The organism is Pseudomonas syringae (assembly GCF_001698815.1).
GTDB classification, from domain to species: domain Bacteria; phylum Pseudomonadota; class Gammaproteobacteria; order Pseudomonadales; family Pseudomonadaceae; genus Aquipseudomonas; species Aquipseudomonas syringae_A.
In genome coordinates this window covers 12,178-32,015 of the sequence record NZ_LGSI01000049.1, presented here as the reverse complement: position 1 = coordinate 32,015, position 19,838 = coordinate 12,178, and the positions used below count along the sequence as shown (strand labels likewise).

The following is a 19,838-nucleotide window of genomic DNA, read 5'->3' as shown; positions in this document are numbered from 1 at the left end:
GATCAATGGCGCTAAAACTAGCTATATCCAACGTATCGGTCAAATTAAATCAGGTGATTGTCGACAATCGTCTAATAACCCGTGTGTATCAGAATGACTTCCCGTTGGAGCGAGGCTTGCCCGCGAACGCGTCCGCCCTGGCGAAAAGGCGTCGACCGGAACACCGATTCGCGGGCAAGCTTCGCTCCAACGCAATTGCCTTCCAATCCGGGCAGTAAGGCTAAAACCCTTCATGCTAGAATGCCGCCCGCGCGTGACCGTCGTTAGTGGCCTCATGCCAGCGGATTTTCCTCTCCAGATTGACGATCATGCCTGCACTATCGCTGCACGCGCGGCTCCGAGGATCGTTCTCAACGCACCAGGATTTATGAATCTAAAGCCCCTCCTTACCCTTTGCCTGTGCTTGCTTCCAGGTGTCGTCGTCGCTGGCGACAAAACCGTCTACGGCCTGAACGAATACGCCGAGCTCACCGATATCGACCTGCAAGTGGCCGCCAAGCTGGATACCGGCGCCAAGACGGCGTCGCTGAGCGCTCGGGACATCAAGCATTTCAAGCGCGATGGCGAAAGCTGGGTGCGCTTTTATCTGGCCATCGATGACGCCCATGCGCACCCCATCGAAAAGCCGCTAGCCAGGCTCAGCAAGATCAAGCGTCGCGCTGATGACCGTGATGCCGATGACGAGAAAAAATACACCGCGCGGCCAGTGATCAGCCTCGATGTGTGCATGGGTGGCGCTTTACGCACCATCGAAGTGAACTTGACCGACCGAAGTGCTTTCCAATATCCGCTTTTGATCGGCTCCGAGGCGTTGAAACGCTTTGATGCGCTGGTCGATCCCAGTCTTAAATACGCAGCGGGTAAACCCGCTTGTGCAATTACCGCTCAAATCACCGAGTAAATAGATGCGCTCTCTTACACTCCATCTGAAAATCCTGATCGCTGTGCTGGTGACTCTGGGCATTGCGATCACGGCGTATCAGATTCTGGCGCTGGGCATCCCGGTGACCGAGGACGAAACTGACGACTTGTGGAACATCGACGCCAAGGTCGAGTTCGTCGCCAGCCCGAAAGACCCGGTCAAGATCCAGATGTTCGTGCCGCCGCTGGCCCGGGATTACATCAGCCTCAATGAAAGCTTTATCTCCAACAATTACGGGGTGAGCGTCAACCGCGTCGATGGCAATCGCAAGGTGACGTGGTCGGCGCGGCGCGTGTCCGGCAACCAGACGCTGTATTACCGGCTGGTGCTGACCAAGCGTTACAGCGGTGAGAAAGCCAAGATCAAAGGTCCGATCTTCCGCGACAGCATCGTCGTCGAAGGCCCGGAAAAAATCGCCGCCGAAGCCTTGCTCGCGCCGATTCGCCAGCACTCGGCGGACGTCGAGACGTTCATCACCGAAGCCATCAAGCGGGTCAACAACCTCGCCGACGATAACGTCAAGTTGCTGCTGGCGGGCGATACGTCGAGTTCCAACAAGGCGCGGGTCACCGAGTTGTTGCTGTCCATCGCCCACGTGCCGCTGGAAAAGGTCCACACCATCCGTCTGGTGGCCGATCAGCCGCAGAGTCCGGAACTGTGGCTGCGCAGCTTCAATGGCAAGAGCTGGCTGTATTTCAGCCCGGATACCGGCGAACAAGGTTTGCCGGAGGACCGCCTGCTGTGGTGGACCGGTGACGAGAATCTGATCACCGTCGACGGCGGCAAGAAGGCGACTGTCAGCTTCAGCCTGAACAACAGCGAGATGAACGCCATTCGCTTGGCCAAACTGACCGACGCCAGCACTGACGCGGACTTCCTCGAATACTCCCTGTACGGCTTGCCACTGCAAACCCAGCAGACCTTCATGATCATGGTGATGATCCCGATTGGCGTGCTGGTGATCCTGATCCTGCGCAACCTGATCGGCCTGCAAACCCTGGGCACCTTCACGCCGGTGCTGATCGCCCTCGCCTTCCGGGAAACCCAGCTGGGCTTTGGCATCGTGCTGTTTACGATCATTACCGCGTTGGGCCTGTCGCTGCGCTCGTACCTGGAACACCTGAAGCTGCAAATGCTGCCGCGACTTTCCGTGGTGCTGACCTTCGTCGTGGTGCTGATCGCGGCCATTAGCCTGTTCAGCCACAAGCTGGGCCTTGAGCGCGGGCTTTCGGTGGCGCTGTTCCCGATGGTGATTCTGACCATGACTATTGAACGCCTGTCGATCACCTGGGAAGAACGCGGCGGCGGCCATGCCATGAAAGTTGCCATCGGTACGCTGTTCGCAGCATCGTTGGCGCACATCATCATGAGCGTGCCGGAGCTGATTTACTTCGTGTTCACCTTCCCGGCGGTGCTGTTGATTCTGGTGGGCTTCATGCTGGCCATGGGTCGCTATCGCGGTTATCGCCTGACCGAGCTGATCCGCTTCAAGGCCTTCCTCAAGGAAGAGCAAAAATGATCGGCTGGTGGAAAACCTGGAAGGCGCTGGAAGCCAGGGGCATCATGGGCATCAACCGGCGTAACGCCGACTACGTGCTCAAGTACAACAAGCGCAGCCTGTACCCCATCGTCGATGACAAGATCATCACCAAGGAACGGGCGATTCAGGCCGGCATTCACGTGCCGGAAATGTACGGAGTGATTTCCACCGAGAAAGAAATCGACAAGCTCGATGAGATCATCGGCGGGCGCAGCGACTTCGTGATCAAGCCGGCTCAGGGCGCGGGCGGCGATGGCATTCTGGTGATCGCCGACCGTTTCGAAGACCGTTACCGGACGATTTCCGGGCGGATCATCAGCCATTCGGAGATCGAGCATCAGATCTCCAGCATCCTCACCGGCCTGTATTCACTGGGCGGACATCGGGACCGGGCGCTGATCGAATACCGCGTGACGCCAGACCAGATCTTCAAAAGCATCAGTTATGAAGGCGTGCCGGACATTCGCATCATCGTGCTGATGGGTTATCCGGTGATGGCCATGCTGCGCCTGCCTACGCGCCAGTCCGGCGGCAAGGCCAACCTGCACCAGGGCGCCATTGGCGTCGGTGTCGATCTGGCCACCGGGATTACCCTCAAAGGCACCTGGCTCAACAGCATCATCACCAAACACCCGGACACCACCAACGCGGTGGACGGCGTGCAGCTGCCCAACTGGGACGGTTTCATGAAACTCGCCGCCGAATGCTACGAACTGTGCGGCCTGGGTTACATCGGTGTGGACATGGTTCTGGACCAGGAAAAAGGCCCGCTGATCCTCGAACTCAACGCCCGCCCCGGCCTGAATATCCAGATCGCCAACGACTGCGGGCTGACTCATCGCACCCAAGCGGTGGAAGCGCGGCTGGAGGAGTTGGCGCTGGAGGGCACGATTGAGACGCCGGAGGCGCGGGTCAGGTTTGTGCAGGAATTGTTTGGGCACGTTGAGGGAATGCTTTAAACACTCGATAACGAACGTGTTTGACCTGGGATTCACGGCCGATCAATCCACCAAGGTGATGTCATCGCTGAGAGGGAAATTGGGAATGCCGGGCGTCGGCCATGTTAGCCCCTGATCAAAACTGACATAGACCTTGATCGAGAATTTGGCATCACGCTTGAGCTGACTCATAAATGCTTTAGGAGCAGTGACATTATTCCCCGCTCCAATCCCGCTGATCAGTTCTGCACTGGTCACTGCGTGGCTGTTCAATACGGTATGTTTGATAGGCTGTCCCGTCACATTCGTTCCGGTCAATTCGATGGTGATGCGCTGGGTTGTCGCCATCAGCGTCCAGGTGCCCAGTTTGAACCGCGCACCGCTGGCGGGAATTGAAGCCAGGCTCAAGGTGCCACCAGTGCGGTCTTCACACTGAATGATCGGCAATCTGTCGATATTCAGTTTTTGCAACTCAAGCTGGCGAACGGCTGAAGGGTCTGTCCCTTTCGGGCTGACCACCTCGTATTTAACGGGCAGCCGCTTGCCCACATGCGGCGCCACGTGTTCCTTGGGAACGGCGTAGCTGCGGGAGTTTGCAGGCGCAGGCGTCGAGGTTCGAAACGCTCCCAGCGCGCCGGGCTCGGCCCATTGCACCCATATGACCTCATCCGGATTCAAGACGAAGGTATCAGGGACAATCACCGTGGCACCCAAGGCCACATTTTCCGGTGCCAGGCTGATGGTCTCGCCCAAACCAACCGCCTCATCTACATCAGGCCAGGGAAGATCGCGCGGCACAGGCTTTGCCGCTGCAGTTAAAGTCACTGGACGCGCATCGTCGCTCTTGTTGCCCGCCCGGTCCTGCACTCGATAATAGGCGTAGCGTTCCCCGTCACCACGAGCCCGGATCATGTCGCCGTCGAAGGCGATGATCAGTGGCTTACTGACGTCATCAAGGCTCAGCTCCATTGAATCAACTTCTTCAGGACTGAAAGGAGCCCGGTCCCAGAACCAGGTCAGGACGTCGCCCGGCTTGATGGCGTCATAGCCAGGTATTTCAGCCAACACTTTGTCGTCGTTATTTTCCAGGTACCAGGCAGTAACGCCGTCCTCCACAACCGAGCGCGGGAATACCAATCGTTCATCTGTCTGGTTCAGGATCGGCGCAGTCTTGTCGATGGTGATGGTCAGCGGCTCGGAGTCAAGAACGGCGCCGTTATAATGCGTGACCTTGTAGTAAATGACATGAGATCCTTCGCCAAGCCGGTTTTGCGGGACCATCAGGAACAGATCATCAGGATTGATGGGCGAGTACCACTGGCCTTCAGTCAGCCAGGCGTCGTTCCAGAACAGTTCCACTTTCTCGGGGTTCAGCGTGGGATTCTGAATAGGCCATGGTTCAAACGTGACTTTCAAATCTGCCTGGACGGCGCTGATGGGTAACAGGTTTTCCTCCCCACCCTCAATCTCCGGAAGCGCAACCTCGACTTTTGGCGGCTTATGCAAGTCCGCGTCAGGGTCCTGGTCATAGGGAATGGACATCGTTTTTCTCCATCGCAAGACAAAGGGCCAGCGCGGCCCCTTGTCACTCCTTGGTTACCAGCTATAACGAACGCCGAAATTCGCACCCCAGGGTTGCTCGATGTTGTCGCCGTTGCTGTAGTCCAGATCGACATGCGCCTGCAACCGCTCGGCCAATTGAATGGCAACCCCGGCACCCAGTTCACCCCGCGAGCCGGACAAGTCGTTGTTGAACACGTTGTCGTTGACCTGCACTTCGTTGTTCTTCGCGAACTCGTGAGCATAAGCGGCACGCACATAGGGCTGTATGGTCTTGCCGTCGCCCATATCGAAATTACGCCCTACCGTCGCGCCGACCTTGCCCAGTAACGAACGGGTACGATCGCCCTCGGCGGAAAGACCGTTATCCAGGTCGTAATCCTTGTCTTGAATCACCACCCCGGAAAGCTGGGTGTAAGGTTCGACGAAGTAACCGTCGTCCAGCTTGATATGCCGCCCCACTTCAACCGAAGCGCCGACGCCGTTGTTTTTGTAATCACCTTTGGTACGAGTCCCGTCGCTGAGCTGAACCTTGGATTCGTTCTGGAAACGGTTGAGCTTGAGCACGGCATCAACGTAATAGCCGCTGTCAGCATCCAGCCAGGTGGTGTAGGCGCCGACGTAGTAACTGTCGACGTTGCCCGATGTGCCCCGCTGCAAATCCAGATCCGACTTGCTGTAGCCGCCCAGCAACCCGATCAGCCATTGCCCGTCGCCAATCGGCAGAGGCGCATCGGCACCAAAGGAAATACCTTGCTGAGTCTGCTTGTAACCCACGCCGGACGCCGCCGATACGTTGTATTTATTGCCGTAAGTGCGGATCCAGCCGCCTGCCTTGCCCCCGTTCATGCGCAGTTCGCCCATACGGCTGCGCAAGGTGCTCAGTTCGCCATACCAGACGGTCGGGGCTGTGTTGAACAGCGCCAGCACGGAACGAGTGCCCGGGCTGATGACTTTGGTTGCGGTGTCCAGATACCAGTCATTGCCGCGCTGGGCCAGGTCATAGGAGAACGCGCCGAGATCAACCGGACCGTTAAGCAGGGAGAACTGAGCATCCCCACTGTCGATGTGGACGACATGCATTTCGCTTTCGGCGAGCGGGTCCGCGCCGCTGCTGCCTATCAACAGCGTATGGGTGCCGGAGGCTGCGCCGGTGACATTGAGAAAGTCATGCTCGCCGGTGACAAAATCGGCATCCATCACAAACGTACCGTTACCCGACAGTGAACCCACCGACAACTGGTAGAACGCCGTTGGATCACCGAATTTGATGGTGCCGCCGTCCAGCGCCAACTGGCCGACTTCACCGTCACCGACCATGACCCACTGGGCCTGGCTGTTGACCGCAAGGCTGGCAACGTTATCCAGCCGCCCGGTCAGGCTGGCGCGATTCTGCAGGGTCAGGTTGGCCGTGCCGCCACCTTCCACCACGACGTTACCCGTCAGCATGCTGTTGTCGACTGTCATGTTGGCAGTGGAGCCGCTGGTGACTTCCAGCAAGGTACCGTTGCCAGCCGTCAGCGTTGAGCCGTTGGTGACGTTGATCTGCGCAATGGCCGAGTCGCGAAGGACAATGGCCGAGCCGGTCTGACCCGTCACGTGGGAACCGTTCAGATCCATGCTCCCGTCTGCGCCAGAGCCGGCGATACTACGGAAGGTCACGCCGTCCTGGGTTCCGCTGATGGTTGATCCGACCGCTTCGAGATTGCCTTCATACAGGTCAATGCCGAATCCGTTTGGGCCGGTTCCGGAAACAGTGCTGTTTTCCAGATAAAGCGTTGACTCGGGACCGACCACTACCCCACGTGCCACCCCCGAAATCTGACTGCCGTATACACGCGCTATTGCCCCGTCCCCCGCAGTCCCCTGGCCGACCGACATGCCCTGATTCAAGCTGCTGATGTTGCTGCCGGTGATGGTACTGTCACCGCCGCTCATCCGGATTGCTATCGAGTCGCTGGAAACAGTGGTTCCGTTGAGTACCAACCTGGCACCCGAAACCATGGTTATTCTGTCCGTCGTGGCGCCGTTGGACGTCAATTGTCCGTTGCTGGTCAATTGATAGTCCTGCAAGACCGTGTTCTCGTTAATAGTGAGTGGGCGATCAACAAAGAGTGCCCATACTGGATCAGCAACTAACAGCGCCGAGCTTAAAATGCTTAGTTTGAGTCCTCTTGCTAGAGGCGTCATGGAAATTGACCCAATGACTGACATTAGCGAATACCTTTAATTGATTTCAGTGAACGAGACTTGCAAAAACCCAGCAAAGGGCTGCACTGCGGGGGCAGCCCTGATTGCAAGCATCGAAAGCCTACGCTTCAACTTCTCAAATCAATGTAGGACATTTCCTCAAATACTAGCTGAACTTTCCTACAGTTGTAGCCAGTCACCGCCCCAATACCACAACTGAAAAGGGATTTGAACAGCTAATACCCTGCCACGAGCTGAATTCGAAATAAATTAACCGCTATTTATTTCGAACCGATCCATAAGCCATTAAACAGGCATACCGATCAACCTGGCAGCAACCCGTCGTTATTGTTATGGATCAGCCTCAGTCAGTTCACCCACTGCGCCACAACGTCCAGAATCAAACTTTTCGCGGCGGTGGTGATATAGGGCATGGTCCCACTCCGGTATGCATCGCGACGAATGCTTCAATCTGTGTGGAAGTCACCGTCTCACTATTGAGAATAAACGAGTAAGTTACCCGTCCCCGACCGTCATTCGGGTTGTAAATGGGCAGAATGTAATCGGCATAAGGCTCAATCCTCCAGGTAAAACCGGTAGCAGGGTAATCCGTACCCAGCGTTATGTTTTCATCAAAATCAACTTCGCTTATGGGGTCTTCACCCGAGTAACCTCTTACCACTCGCCACTTCATGCTGATAATGGCGCCAGCTGCCAGGCCGAATGGAGGCTGAGTCAGATCAGGGACCTTGACTCGAATCGCTGGGTCATCAACAGGATTAGTGGGGTCGGCATACAAGGACTCGCAATTCAGGAAATTCCCACCCGCGATGCCCTCATAGGCAGCAGCAGGCGCCTTGAGTGTCACGGCGTTCGCCTTGACCAAGGTGTCTCGCGAGTGCTGCTCGTTTTCAGCATCAGCGTTGGCCCTGATTCGGTAATGGACGGGCAATTCAGGGTGATTGAAGGCTTGCTCAATGTACGACCAGGGTACGGTCTTTGAGATTTCGTTCCCAGGCGCGTCGGTGGCAAGTACCGTGTACTCAGCTTCCGGCACTTCCCCACCTTTCCAGTAGAAACTGATGACCTGACCTGCAGCCAGTGGATCGTAGAGTTTCAACTTGAGAGTCGCGTCTTTGCCCTCATCCGCCCGGGTGAGCTCATTGAGTGTGGCAGATACCTCTCCGTAAACCTCCGCGAGCGGCAACTTGTCATTGACTGGATCTGGCCAAGGATCGGGGTCCGGGTCCGGACCAATGACGGAAAAGTCTACCTGGACGGTTATCGCCTTGATTTCGGAAGCAAGTCCACCACGAGTCACCACATAACTGACGGCTGTAGCTGTCGGGCCAGTTCCAGCGCCGAAGGTATTCTTGAGGACATCAGACGGCACTCTGACTGCCATTGGAAAACTGCCTCCGCCTACCGGAACGCCGGGTAAAACCGTCGTGCCCCAGGTGACATCAATCGTATCGCTGCTTTTGTAGTCAACGAAGCTTTCTATCACTACATCGACCCCGGCAATGGCGTCCTTCAGACTGACCAGACCGTCGTCCGCCAGCGGTACTTTGGGAAGCTGAAGACCACTCGGCAAAGGACCCAAGGCCACCCTGAGCGGGGCGTAACCCGATAACTTGCTGGCATTGGTGGCTTTATCGACCAGCACATACAACGCATAACAAGGCCCGTCCCCGGCCGCGCGAATCGTGTCCCCGGTGAATTCCACTGGATACGGCCAGGTGACGCCGTCAACATCGATCACATCAATGGGCACCACATCCTCAGGTTTCTCAGGGGGCGGCAACGCTCCCCAGTAAAACGCTACCCTGTCCCCTGGTTGATAATCAGCGTATTGAGGAATACCACCGATCACCTTGTCATCGTTAGCAGCCAGATAGGCATCGGTTATTTCCGGAGGATTCGGCAATATCATCGCCGCCGGCGTCTCGTGACGATAAGGTCCTTCGCTGTCGCAAATAAGCGGTACAGGATCGGAAAAGAGCGTAGGCCCCGAGTTATAGGGATACATTGCCAGCCGCAAGTAATACTTCCCGTCCGGTGCCAACTTGTTGCTGGGAACTTTCAATAGCAGCGGGAACACAGGGGTTGGCCCTGAAACTTCTCGACTGTCGACTACCTCGTACCAGCTATCGTCTGGAAGACCGGAGCCATCAGTCCTTGCCCATTGAACCTCGACATCAGAGCTCTGACCTTCTGGGGGTAAATTGCTCCATGCCGCCATGCTTATGGCAAGATCAGCCGTTAGAACATCCTTGTTCAACGTACCGTCCGCTGGATCAATGATCGCACCGACCGGCAAACCTGGCGGAAGCAGAACTTCCTGCGGCCCAGATTCAATCAACTGTTTGACCCGTGCGTTGCGATAATCATCACGCGCTTGTTGCGCCCTGCGTCTTGCTTCCGAGAAAGCCATGTCATGTTCTCCTTACATGAGTGACGGTCAACACTTATGCAGCTCGATCTTGCCGGCAGCGGTAAGTTGAAGACCAGTTAACTACTAAAACCGCGCCTGCGATACTAGTAGAACTACTAGGTTTTGCGGGTTTTGCGGGTTTTCAGGCGTGAGTATGCCGACCGTTTTATAGCCGGCATGATCACGCATCATCTACTTCAATCCGGAATTATGGTTATTTCGAGTTGCTATATTGAGGTTTCGTTATTTAGTTTCCGGCTCAATTTCCTCCAGAATTTTTAATCAGATCGATTTATTTCGGCGAGTTGCGTCACCCCTGACAGATTCTGGAGGGACCCTCGGTCCTCGCCCTCCAGGGACCAATGATGTCGGAGCTCCAGGGTGGAATTCAGAAATTGTAGAAAGCGGATCCCGGGGCTGATCTGCCCAATACACACGGCTCCGATTAGGGCCGGATGATGAGTTAGTTAGAACATTATTTCCACGAGTGTATCCAACACTTTGCTCGACACGTGGTCCCCGCGGCCTCGCACCCGTGAACTGACGTCTAGAGTACTGATTCATCCTCCCCCCAAACATCTGCGTCGTTCCCCTCCCACCCCCCAGAACAGCGAGCCCAAAAAACGCGACCCCAGAAAACGCGACCCCACCCGCGGTATACCACAAACTTTTGACAATCGGGTCTTCAACCAGCGCACCAACAACGATTGATCCTGCTCCGGCTACAGCTACAGCTGCAGCTGCAGCTAACAGCAAAGAAAGGATGCCAAGGCTTAAGTGCCCCGTCGGATCGCTATGGTTCACCGGATCCCCCTTGCAATACATGTAGCCGTTCAAACCGCCCTCGCCGAATGGACTCAAACTGTCAGGGGTATGAAAGCGCATCAAGGCCGGGTTGAATGCTCGGTAGCCGTTGCCCAGCAATTGCCATCCGGTGTCGCCTTCACCGAGTTCGCCATTGAACCCCAAGGCCGTGGAAATCGGACTTTCGCCAGTGCCGTGGCCGTAAGCGCTGTAAACAATATCGTTGGCAGGCGCCCCCGGCGAGATTTCGCTCAAGACGGTTTGTTGCAGGTTGGTACCCAGCAATACCGCGCCGTCGCCGTGTCGCTCGGCCAACAACTGATCCGCGCCGCGCATGAACGTGCGGGCAAGATCCCCATCGATCTGGTTGGCAAGTTCACCCTCACGGTAAAAGCGTTGCTGATCGGTATCGTTTGGCCCGCCCTTGGCGACCCGATCCAGCGGGTCATAGTGATAATCGCTTTGAGCACCGTCACCTTGTGCGCTGACTGTCATCAGCCGCCCCAGCGCGTCGTAAGTCAGCGTGCGCTGTTGCTCGTCGAGGATAAGGTTTCCGTCGGCGTCATAATCCAGCAGGATTTCAGCCGGGTAACGCGCGCTGTCACTGTTGGTAATTCGCCGCAGCTGGGTCGGGTCCTGGGTGTCGTAGCTATAGCTGGCAAGGTTGTTGCCATTGACCGAATTGGTGCGCACCAACGTCAGGTTGTCCAGTGCGTCAAACTGGAACACCTGCCCGGTGATGGCCTGGCCGTAAGGGTCGACTGGCAGTCGGCTGCCTGTGCAGGTATAGAGCTCCAGTCGGCCGCGCGGGTCATACCCATAGGTTTCGTCGCGCAGCAGAGTGTCTCCTTCACTCAATGTGCGTCGGGTCACCGCATCGACGGCGTTGTACTCCTGAGCCAGGCTCTGGCTTATACCATTGAGGTCGAACTCACGCAGGATCTCGCGGCCAAGCGCATCGTAGTGCAGCGTAGTCGTCACGCTGCGATCGTCCTCCCGGGTGTTGATCTCTTTTAACCGTCCCAAAGCGTCATAGCTGAACGTCGAAGCCAGCCCTCCCAGATCGGTGCGCTCAAGGCGTCCAGCCCGGTCATAACGATAATTCTGGATCTGACCCAGTACGTCCGTGTATTTCAGCAGCCGGCCGTTGAGGCTGTAGACATAGTGCATGCTCCGCGGATCGCCGCCGGACTGCCGACGTGTCTCGCTTTTGAGTTCGCCAGTGCTGAAATAGCTGCGCTCCAGCTCCTGATCTGATTCCGCACAACTGAGCAGCCGTGCGTCTTTTTTGTCGTAGTCATACTGCGCAGTGAGATTATCGGGGAGATAGCGGTGCAACGGCTCATCGCCCAGTGAGGGCAAGTAATCGTAGGTGATCAGCCGGCCACTGGGCGTGGTAACGCTCTTGGGCTGGAACTGTCCAGGGTCGTAGGTGAACACTTGCTTGCGCCCGCCGACAACCGATTCAGTTTTACGCCCCACCCCGTCAAATACCTGAGTGCCCAACTCGATGTCATTCACGCTGATGCTGCTCGGCAGATCATCCTCACTGTGCTCGGCGTAGCTGCGCTTGACCACAGCACCACCGGGCAAGGTACTTTCGACCAGCCGGTCAAAGGCGTCATAAGCAAAAAGCGTTGTGTTAGTGCGCGCATCGACTTCCCTGGCGGTCCGACCCAAGCCGTCATAAAAATACTGATGCACGCTCAGGCTTTTCCCCTGTGTATCGAAGCGTTCAACCCGGCCGGGTTTTTCGAACAGGGTTTGCCAGGTTTCGGTGGCCCCGCCTATTGCGTATTCCGCCTCTGGATCCTCAGGTTCCTGGCGCCAACTGCGGATGATCGGCCCTTTGGATTCCGGGGTTCCGATCGGGTCCGTCTGCGTATACTCCACCACGTCGTCCGGCCCCCTCACACTCAACTGCTGCCCCCAGTCGTCAAACTCGAACAGACGCCGCAGCGCCAATTCCTCCGTGCCCAGCCAGTCGCAGTCGGTCTCTACGACGATATTGCCGAAGACGTCGTGGCCCGCGAGGTAGATGCGGCGATAGTCCTCAGGCTTTTCGCCATCCCGATCCTGACGCTCTTCTAGAATGGCGCGGTTCAGCCCATCCACTTTGGTACGCACCGTTACGCCCTTGACGTCCACCCTTTCCTGGCGCGCCTGCTGCCCATCCAGGGAAGTCAAGGTGTAGGTATAACGTCGGGACGCTGCATAGTCGGTGTCCGGCGCGACGGTTTCCTCGATGACCCTGCCCAGCACGTCATAGACGTAACTGATCTGAACATCGGTATCGTTTTCATAGTCCAGCAGCACTTCGCCGTTGAGAAAAGAATGTTGTCGAGTCAGTGTTTTAGCCGCGCCATCAAAAGCGGTCAGGGTTTCGACAATCTGATCCACGGTCTCCCCGGCCAGGGCGCTCAGGGGCGTGCTGTAGCTGAACCCGGTGGTCGAGGTTTTCCCATTGAGGGTTTCGCTGTGGCTTTTCGGCCGACCATGCACCGTTGGATCTTGCGGTGTGTCGTAATAGTCGCGCTGGGTGTATTGCAGCGCCGCCACAGGGTTGTCATCGCTGCTGGTCAGGGTTTCCTCGGCAAGCACCAGCCAATTGCCCGCGCCATTGGCGTTCTCCAGCGGGGGCAGCAGCTGGTAGGTGAAGGTGTTGCGCAAAGTAGCGGCGTTCCCGTGTTCCGACGTTGCCGGATAAGTCGTGTGTTCATGCTGGTTGCGCACAAACCCGTCCGGGTCCGGCGGACAACCCTCGGCGCCGTCTTTGGGGTAATAGCTGAAGGTTTCGCAGATGCCATTGGCCTGGACCTTGCTGGTCAGGTTGCCGGATTCATCGAACTCAGTGCTTTCAACCTCGATGCGAAACCGGTTGGCATCGTTGTCCAGTTCCCAGCGGCTGGTGACGGTTTTCGGCAGCTGGAACTGCGGCGGTTGATTGTCGAAATTGGTGTCTTCGGCGTGGTAGTCGGTCAGCACCCGTTTGACGCAGTGCTGCTGCGTGGTGACTTCCTCAGTGAGCAGATGGAACCGGTTGAACGTACGGGTTACCGTGCGCAGGGTGTTGCTGCCGTCTTTCAAGGTGGCGACCGAGCCATATTCATAGTCATGGTCGACGTTATAGAGGTTGTCCTCACCATTGTCGTCCCAGTGTTGCAGGGCGTTGTGGCCCATGAAGTTATTGTCGGTGTAGCTGTAGTTCACCTCGATCATGGGTTGCTCAAAACCGGGGTAGGTGCAGTGGCGATTGACCCGGGGCAATGGATCGCGCGGCGAGCCGGGGAAGACGTGGCCCTGATCGAAATACTCGATGGTTTCCCGACCGCCCACCGGGGTCTGGACTTCAACCAGGCAGGTGCGGCCAAAAAACTGGTCATAGGTAAACCGCCAGGAAGCTTTCTCCGGCGTCGGCAGGATGATGGCGGTGACCTCGCCGTCGCCATTGAGCTTCATCTCGAAAGTGGCCAGCGGCCCGCCGTTGGGCCCGCTGTCCGGATGCAGGTGCAGCTTGACGAACGAACCGCCGGGATCACGCTCGACGCGCAACAGGGTGGTGAAGGCATCGCTGACGGTGTGCAACAACTGGCCGCCGTTGAACGGGACATACGTCAGGCTGACGGCATGGCCCGAAGGCGAACTGATCGTGTGGGGCAAGGCGACCCGTTGCTTGCTGCTGCCGCCGGTGACCAGGGTTTCCACCAGTCCGGACTTGTGCACCACGCGATAAGTCTCGTTGCCCACGTCATGGAAGTGGAACGTGTCGAGTTTTTTCTCCTTGATGTCCGGTTGGCCTCCGCTGCCGGTGACTTTGAAATTCTCGCCGCTGCTCAGGGCCAGCATCTGGTCCTCTGGCGTGAACTGCGACAGGTTCAGGTTCCAGCCCATGCCGAAGCCGGAATCGATCACGTTCAGCGGGTTGAACTGCAACTGTAGCGGCACGGCCGGACCGCAGAGTCGGTTGCTCTTGAGTTCCGGCATGTCCACTGACACGGTGTACTGGCCCGTGCGCGGATCGACCCCTACCATCATGAAACTCATAAAATTGAATGCATTGGAATGAATAACGCTTGAAGTAGTCATCATTGACTCCGTTGAGCTATTGCAGAGTGAGCATCAGCCGATTACGGCTATCGTCAATTGTCGGTGCATCAAATCCAATTTGCACACGGTGGCGGTTACCTTCTTCATCGAGCAGGACAAAAACAACCGGGCGATCCAGAATACGTCTGAACTTCTTCAGTTCATCGCCTCCCGCCAGTCCATCATGCCAATACTTCATATCCGGCACCCGATGCAGACTGACAATCAGTTCTCCCGGTGAAGGTTCTTTACCCGATACAATGCTTCGATCAACTTCATCTAACGATGAAACGCTCAACAGCGCCCGATAATAAATATCAAACGACAATCCGTCGGGAGGCGCGTTATTGGCTCTATAGGGGGCGGGATAAAATGCATACCCGGTATAACTAAAAAACGTTTCTTCACAATATTCACTCTCCCACTGAATAGTGGAAGTATTGTTCTCTACCCTCAATGTTGCGAACAAGACGGGATATGTACCCAAACGCATATAGCTCAAATGCCAGTAATCAACTGAATCCAGGTAATAACTGAAAGGATCCGGGTTTTCAGGGGGACCATCATTACCCTGCCCATTGAAGGCGCGGTCACGGACCAGTTCATAATGAGCAGCATTCAGGACCGGAGGTTTAACCCCGAGCACAGTGAGTTCGCCTTCACCCCCTATGTTGCTATCGGAGCGCCAGGTTGTCCCGTCATCAGCCTGAAATTCTGCATAGAAAGTCCTGCTGCCCTCAACCGCCATATGGACATACAGTTCACGGTAGCGAGTGCCATTGTTTTTAGGCGTAGGTAGCGCATGCCGGGCATTTTTTCCTGCAAGCGTTGCCGAATACAAACTGAATCGATTGGGGCGGGTGTGTGCGGCATAGGGCAGATCACTGCCGTACTCGATTCCCTCCTGAAGATCATCGATAAACCTGACATGGCCGTCACTGAACTTTTCCACCAGGCGTAAGGTTGACAACTCGACATCGCTGACCGGTACGTGCAGCTGCTGGCCGTCGACTTCGATGGTCTTGGTTTCCAGGGTGATGACGATGGGAATCTGCTGAAAACCGTTGGCATAGCCCTGCGCCGATACACCTGGAGGGCTATTGGGCGCGCTGATGGAGAACTCCTGGAGACTTTCCCAGCGAGGGGGAATGTATTCGGTCTCAAGCGGCTGCAGATTGACGATGCTGTAGCCGTATTGAGATGGCCATTCCGGGCCGGGCGAGGGCAATTCGCATACCACCACGCTGATCATTGATGTCGGGGTTGCGGGCGCCGTGAAAATACCCCTCTCCTCGTCCACTTCGCCCTCGCCCAGAACGCTCCAGCCAAGCAAGGTCGGATCGATTTGGTCATTCAGTTGCTTGAACTCTACCGTTTCCCGTGGGCCCAACCCTTTCACATAATAAGGCTCAAGTTCCAGATAGTTTGGCTTGTTCAGCAATACGATGGTCGCTATCGCCTGCTCACCGTCCGGATCGCTGATCTGGATTTTTTGTACCAGAATGGCCTCGGGCTGCACAACTGGCGGTGGGAAATAGTTTTCATGATTGGCGTCTACAGGCTCCAGTCGAGCGCCTGCAGCGGGTTCAATAATTCTGAATAGCAACGGCCCTGACCCCAGAGTGCTTGCACGAATGGCTATGGCGGTCTTATCTGTGCCACTCCTGATCTGCACCAGCGGCGCGACAGACATGCTCTCGAAACGCTCGTGAACCAAAGCCGACGCCTTCTGCTCTTCCCCCTCCTGGTAATAGCTTGCCGTCACCACCATGGGCAGGCGATTCCTGTACATGGTTGATTGGGCATTGGCGGTGTACACCCCACCGCTTGACGTTATCCGGCCCTGAGAACCGGGAAAATCCGGGCTTCTTACAGCCCACTGCACATTGGCAACTACTGAGCCATCGTTACGCCGGGCAACGAATGTCTGCTCCTGCTCAGCGCCGAGCATCACAGCGGAAGGCTGAATGCTCACTGAGCTTGACGATTCTCTGATGTTGCCAAAGATCGCCAGGTCATGTGGCTCATGCCGACTGACCTCATCGAACCTATTCTGATTAGGGAAAATCAGGCTTTTGAGAAGATCAAGTTGCTCCTCATCGACCAAAGGTCGCAGTCGCTGATCAACCATCAGGGCGGCCGAATACAAAGGCAAGCCATCGGTCTGGTCATCGGGAATCAGATAGGGGAAACCGGAACCTTCGATCGGCGTACCCGGCATGGACTCGCCATCCTGTACTTTCAGCCTGATAAACACGACCACGGCCCCGTCACCAAAGTTGGCGGCCAGACGTTGATCAGCACCGGGAGCGCGTTGCACCCGAATCGCAAACCTTGTCGGGCTCAACGGGTTGTAGTTATCAAGTTTCAGCATCCCGAGCACAAAGCGGCGCTGTGAGTTTTGCTGGCCGACGAAATAACGCTGAAAATATTCGCCGATCTGGTCCTGGACTTTTTTAACACTGCCCAGATTACAAGTAACTTCGCTGCTCAGGGTTAAATCCAGCGTAACGACGCCACTGCTGTCAACTTCGCCAATCATACTGTTGACACTGGCTTGCATGCTGACATTGAAACCCATCACTTCACTGATATTGAACGAACTCAACACGCTTGGCGGAACACCTGCTGCGTGCCTGAAGCTCGTAAACGTGCCACCGACAATACTCATGGTTACGGTTAACACGGCTTCGTTCAGCGACGCTGACTCAAAGGAAAGTGTCGGCACACCCAGGACAATACCCCGAAGTTCAACCTGCTCACTATTATCTCCAATATTACCCACCGGGAACGTTTCGCTGAAGGGCAGCAAAAACTGCAAGCCTTCAAAGCCCCGAATATATTGCTCTTTGATAAGACGATTTAACTCCGTTCGACCGAATGTCAAAATGGCTCCCCATCCGGACATCACATTTCCTTGTTCAAGCCGGACGAGCAGGCTGTCTAATGAATTGGAAAGCATAACTGACACTCCTGTGAATGGATGAGCGCGAGCCGGTTACTTATCGGGCAATTCCTTGATAGTTTTCCAGTCAACGTACGGCACGGGCAAAATGATGAATGCTCCGGCACTGGGGAAACCCGGCGGCGGTTCAACTTCCACAGTGATCAACGAAAAGCGATGTGGACTTGCTGGATCAGCGGTATAAAGGCCTGTTGCAGCATCGACGTTCCCGCTGCCTTTGAGCGTCCACGTACAGTTGAGGCCCACAACAGGCCCGTTGCCGATATCTACCTGTAGTTGCAGTTGCCCTTCTTCCAGCTCCGCATCCTCCTTGATAGTAATAAAACCGATGGCAGGCCGGTGAATGACCAGCACGTATGACGAATAGATCATTGCGCCTTGCTTCACTTGAACTTCTTCCACCGTAAAGAGCGAAGCCGGTTTATCCACCTGAGGAGGAGCAATGTAGGTGTGATCGCCTTCCGGGAGGCTGCTCGGCACAATATCCGATCCCGTTTCCGGCCCGGCGATTGACCATTCAAGCGTGCCAGGCATCCTGCCCCGAGCCGACATTTCACGTCTTTCCCCGACCCCGCACACCGCTACCAATGGATTGAAGGAAATATCCCGAACCACCACGGTCACCAGCGCGGAACTCGAATACCCGCCCTTTTTGGCAGTGACTTTGACACGGCTGAAAAAACCCTCGATGTCAGCGGCTTGCGGTGCGGTGTAGATCAGCGTTTCAGCGTCGAAAATGCCAGGCTTTCCAGCACTGCCGGGAACAAGCGCTACATCCCATTCGAGTCCGGTGGTCGGAGGCGACACGGCAAACTGCACGCCTTCGCCCGGCCCTGACAGCGGTTCAACAGGACTGAGAATGAACGCCGAGACGTCGGCGCCGGTGGTTCCGAAAATAATGACGTCACCGGGCAAATAGGCGTTCACCGAACGCATGACATGATGTTCCCTGAACAAGATGCTGTTCAGCCGAAATACGTCCACATTCTTCAATGGCGAGACAAAGTCGTCCACGCAGCTTTGCAGTTGCTCGCACAACAGATTCTCGACATAACTGCTGATTTCCGCGAAATGTTCGGACACACCCACAATCCCTGCATAGTCACCCGGGGTTACCTTGTAGTAAGTCTGGTCACCCTCGGGCGCGGGGACCCATGTCATGTCATTGGAAGCCTCATCAATGTGGAAGACATAGCGTCTGCGCCACATCCAGAACGCGGGCAACGGAAAGGTGTGTGTCACGTCGCCTTCTGTCCTGATGGTGATGTCCTGGGGCTTTTGCCCCGTCCACTCCATGGTGAAGGCATCACCCTCAAAGGTCAGCGTAAAGCTGGCGCTGCCCGCCAGTTGCCCACTGGTGTCTTGCTCGGCCATCGGCGTGTCAAGCCCACCCAGACGGAGAGAGGGGATATGGGGGAGCGAAAAGATTACTCCCGGCCCTTTGCGTGTCCCTTTCACGAGGCTCATGCTGGCAACAAACCCTGCGTCAGGGTCTGTGTAGGTGGTTTCAATTTCGCAGGGTTCCGTCGATTGCGTCATCAGCCGAAAACCCTCCTCCACGAACTTGCGCATGAAGAATGCATTGTCCAGCAGAATCGCGGTCGTACAGGGAGTTGCAGCATCATCGGGAATCAAATACGCCAATCCGGCGTCGGCTTCCGGAAACGTGCCGTAGTCCTCACCCTTCATGGTAATGAACAGCAGGATTGCGCCTGAACCATCATCCATTTCGTCGTCGCCTGCACCAAGAGCAACGGACTGGGTGCGGATCTGGACATTGGCAGGATTCAGGTACTGCGCCTCCGAACTTTTGATCTCATTGAGGACAAATATTTTCTGCTCGTCAGGCAGCTTTTCGAAATAGGCCCGAAAAAATTCACCCCCCAGTCGACGCTTGTCCGGATCCTGCGAGTAGGTCAAGGTGATTTCCGTTCCCTTGGACAGGTCAAACGCGATGCGCCCCTCGATATCAACGGTGCCCAATAACACATTCAAGGACATACCCATCCGCAATTCAGGCCCGCCCAAGGTGTCGTAAGCAGCCAGACTGATCAATTCTTCAGGCTTGCCCAAGGGCTCGCGGGTAGTGAGGTGCAACCCGCCAACGACTTTCACCACCAACTTCGCCGTTGAAAATTTAACCGAGGCTTTCTCGAATGACAGTCGCGGACGGTCAAGCACGAAATCCACTACATACTCATGCTCGTCCTGCGTAGAAGGAACCTTTGCAGTGATGGGCGTGAGGTAGCTGTCGGCACTGAACCTGGAAATGTATTCCTGTGCCAGTAATGTATTCGCACAGGTTTTATCGTAGGCAACAATGGCATTCCAGCCATTGGACTGCGAACGTTCATTAAGCTTGGCCAGGATACTGGCTACCGATCGATTACTCATGATAA

At 56.0% G+C, this 19,838-nt stretch carries 9 protein-coding genes; 3 read left to right on the top strand and 6 right to left on the bottom strand.

The genetic code is table 11. From position 1 onward, the window contains the following. Positions 1–367 precede the first annotated feature (367 nt). Genes AFK24_RS15295 through AFK24_RS15285 form a run of 3 tightly spaced genes read left to right on the top strand, consistent with a single transcriptional unit; the run spans position 368 to position 3,421 of the window. The gene (locus tag AFK24_RS15295) at positions 368–901 is read left to right on the top strand and encodes an ATP-dependent zinc protease family protein (protein WP_065834004.1); all 534 of its coding nucleotides are present in this window, start codon (positions 368–370) and stop codon (positions 899–901) included. A 4-nt stretch (positions 902–905) separates the two neighbouring features. Beyond that, positions 906–2,441, top strand: coding sequence for an inactive transglutaminase family protein (locus AFK24_RS15290; RefSeq protein ID WP_065834003.1), 1,536 nt, complete (start codon positions 906–908; stop codon positions 2,439–2,441). After that, positions 2,441–3,421, top strand: coding sequence for an alpha-L-glutamate ligase-like protein (locus tag AFK24_RS15285; RefSeq protein ID WP_170826343.1), 981 nt, complete (start codon positions 2,441–2,443; stop codon positions 3,419–3,421). The genes AFK24_RS15290 and AFK24_RS15285 overlap by 1 nt, the downstream gene beginning before the upstream one ends. Before the next feature lie 42 nt (positions 3,422–3,463). Here AFK24_RS15285 and AFK24_RS15280 read toward each other — a convergent pair whose 3' ends face one another. From AFK24_RS15280 to AFK24_RS15255, 6 genes are all read right to left on the bottom strand, one after another. Continuing rightward, positions 3,464–4,942 (bottom strand): hypothetical protein, encoded by a 1,479-nt coding sequence (locus AFK24_RS15280; protein ID WP_065834001.1) that lies wholly within the window; start codon positions 4,940–4,942, stop codon positions 3,464–3,466. Positions 4,943–4,996: 54 nt separating this feature from the next. Beyond that, complete coding sequence (locus AFK24_RS15275; RefSeq protein ID WP_065834000.1) at positions 4,997–7,174, bottom strand: autotransporter outer membrane beta-barrel domain-containing protein; 2,178 nt, start codon at positions 7,172–7,174, stop codon at positions 4,997–4,999. Between the two features lie 376 nt (positions 7,175–7,550). After that, positions 7,551–9,584 (bottom strand): hypothetical protein, encoded by a 2,034-nt coding sequence (locus tag AFK24_RS15270; RefSeq protein ID WP_065833999.1) that lies wholly within the window; start codon positions 9,582–9,584, stop codon positions 7,551–7,553. Between the two features lie 282 nt (positions 9,585–9,866). Then, positions 9,867–14,474: an RHS repeat domain-containing protein gene (locus AFK24_RS15265; protein WP_065833998.1), complete on the bottom strand. Its 4,608-nt coding sequence runs from the start codon at positions 14,472–14,474 to the stop codon at positions 9,867–9,869. Positions 14,475–14,490: 16 nt separating this feature from the next. Further along, positions 14,491–17,436, bottom strand: coding sequence for a hypothetical protein (locus AFK24_RS15260; RefSeq protein WP_139110507.1), 2,946 nt, complete (start codon positions 17,434–17,436; stop codon positions 14,491–14,493). 36 nt (positions 17,437–17,472) lie between these two features. Beyond that, positions 17,473–19,833, bottom strand: a complete 2,361-nt coding sequence (locus AFK24_RS15255) for a hypothetical protein (protein WP_065833996.1) — start codon at positions 19,831–19,833, stop codon at positions 17,473–17,475. Positions 19,834–19,838: the final 5 nt, after the last annotated feature.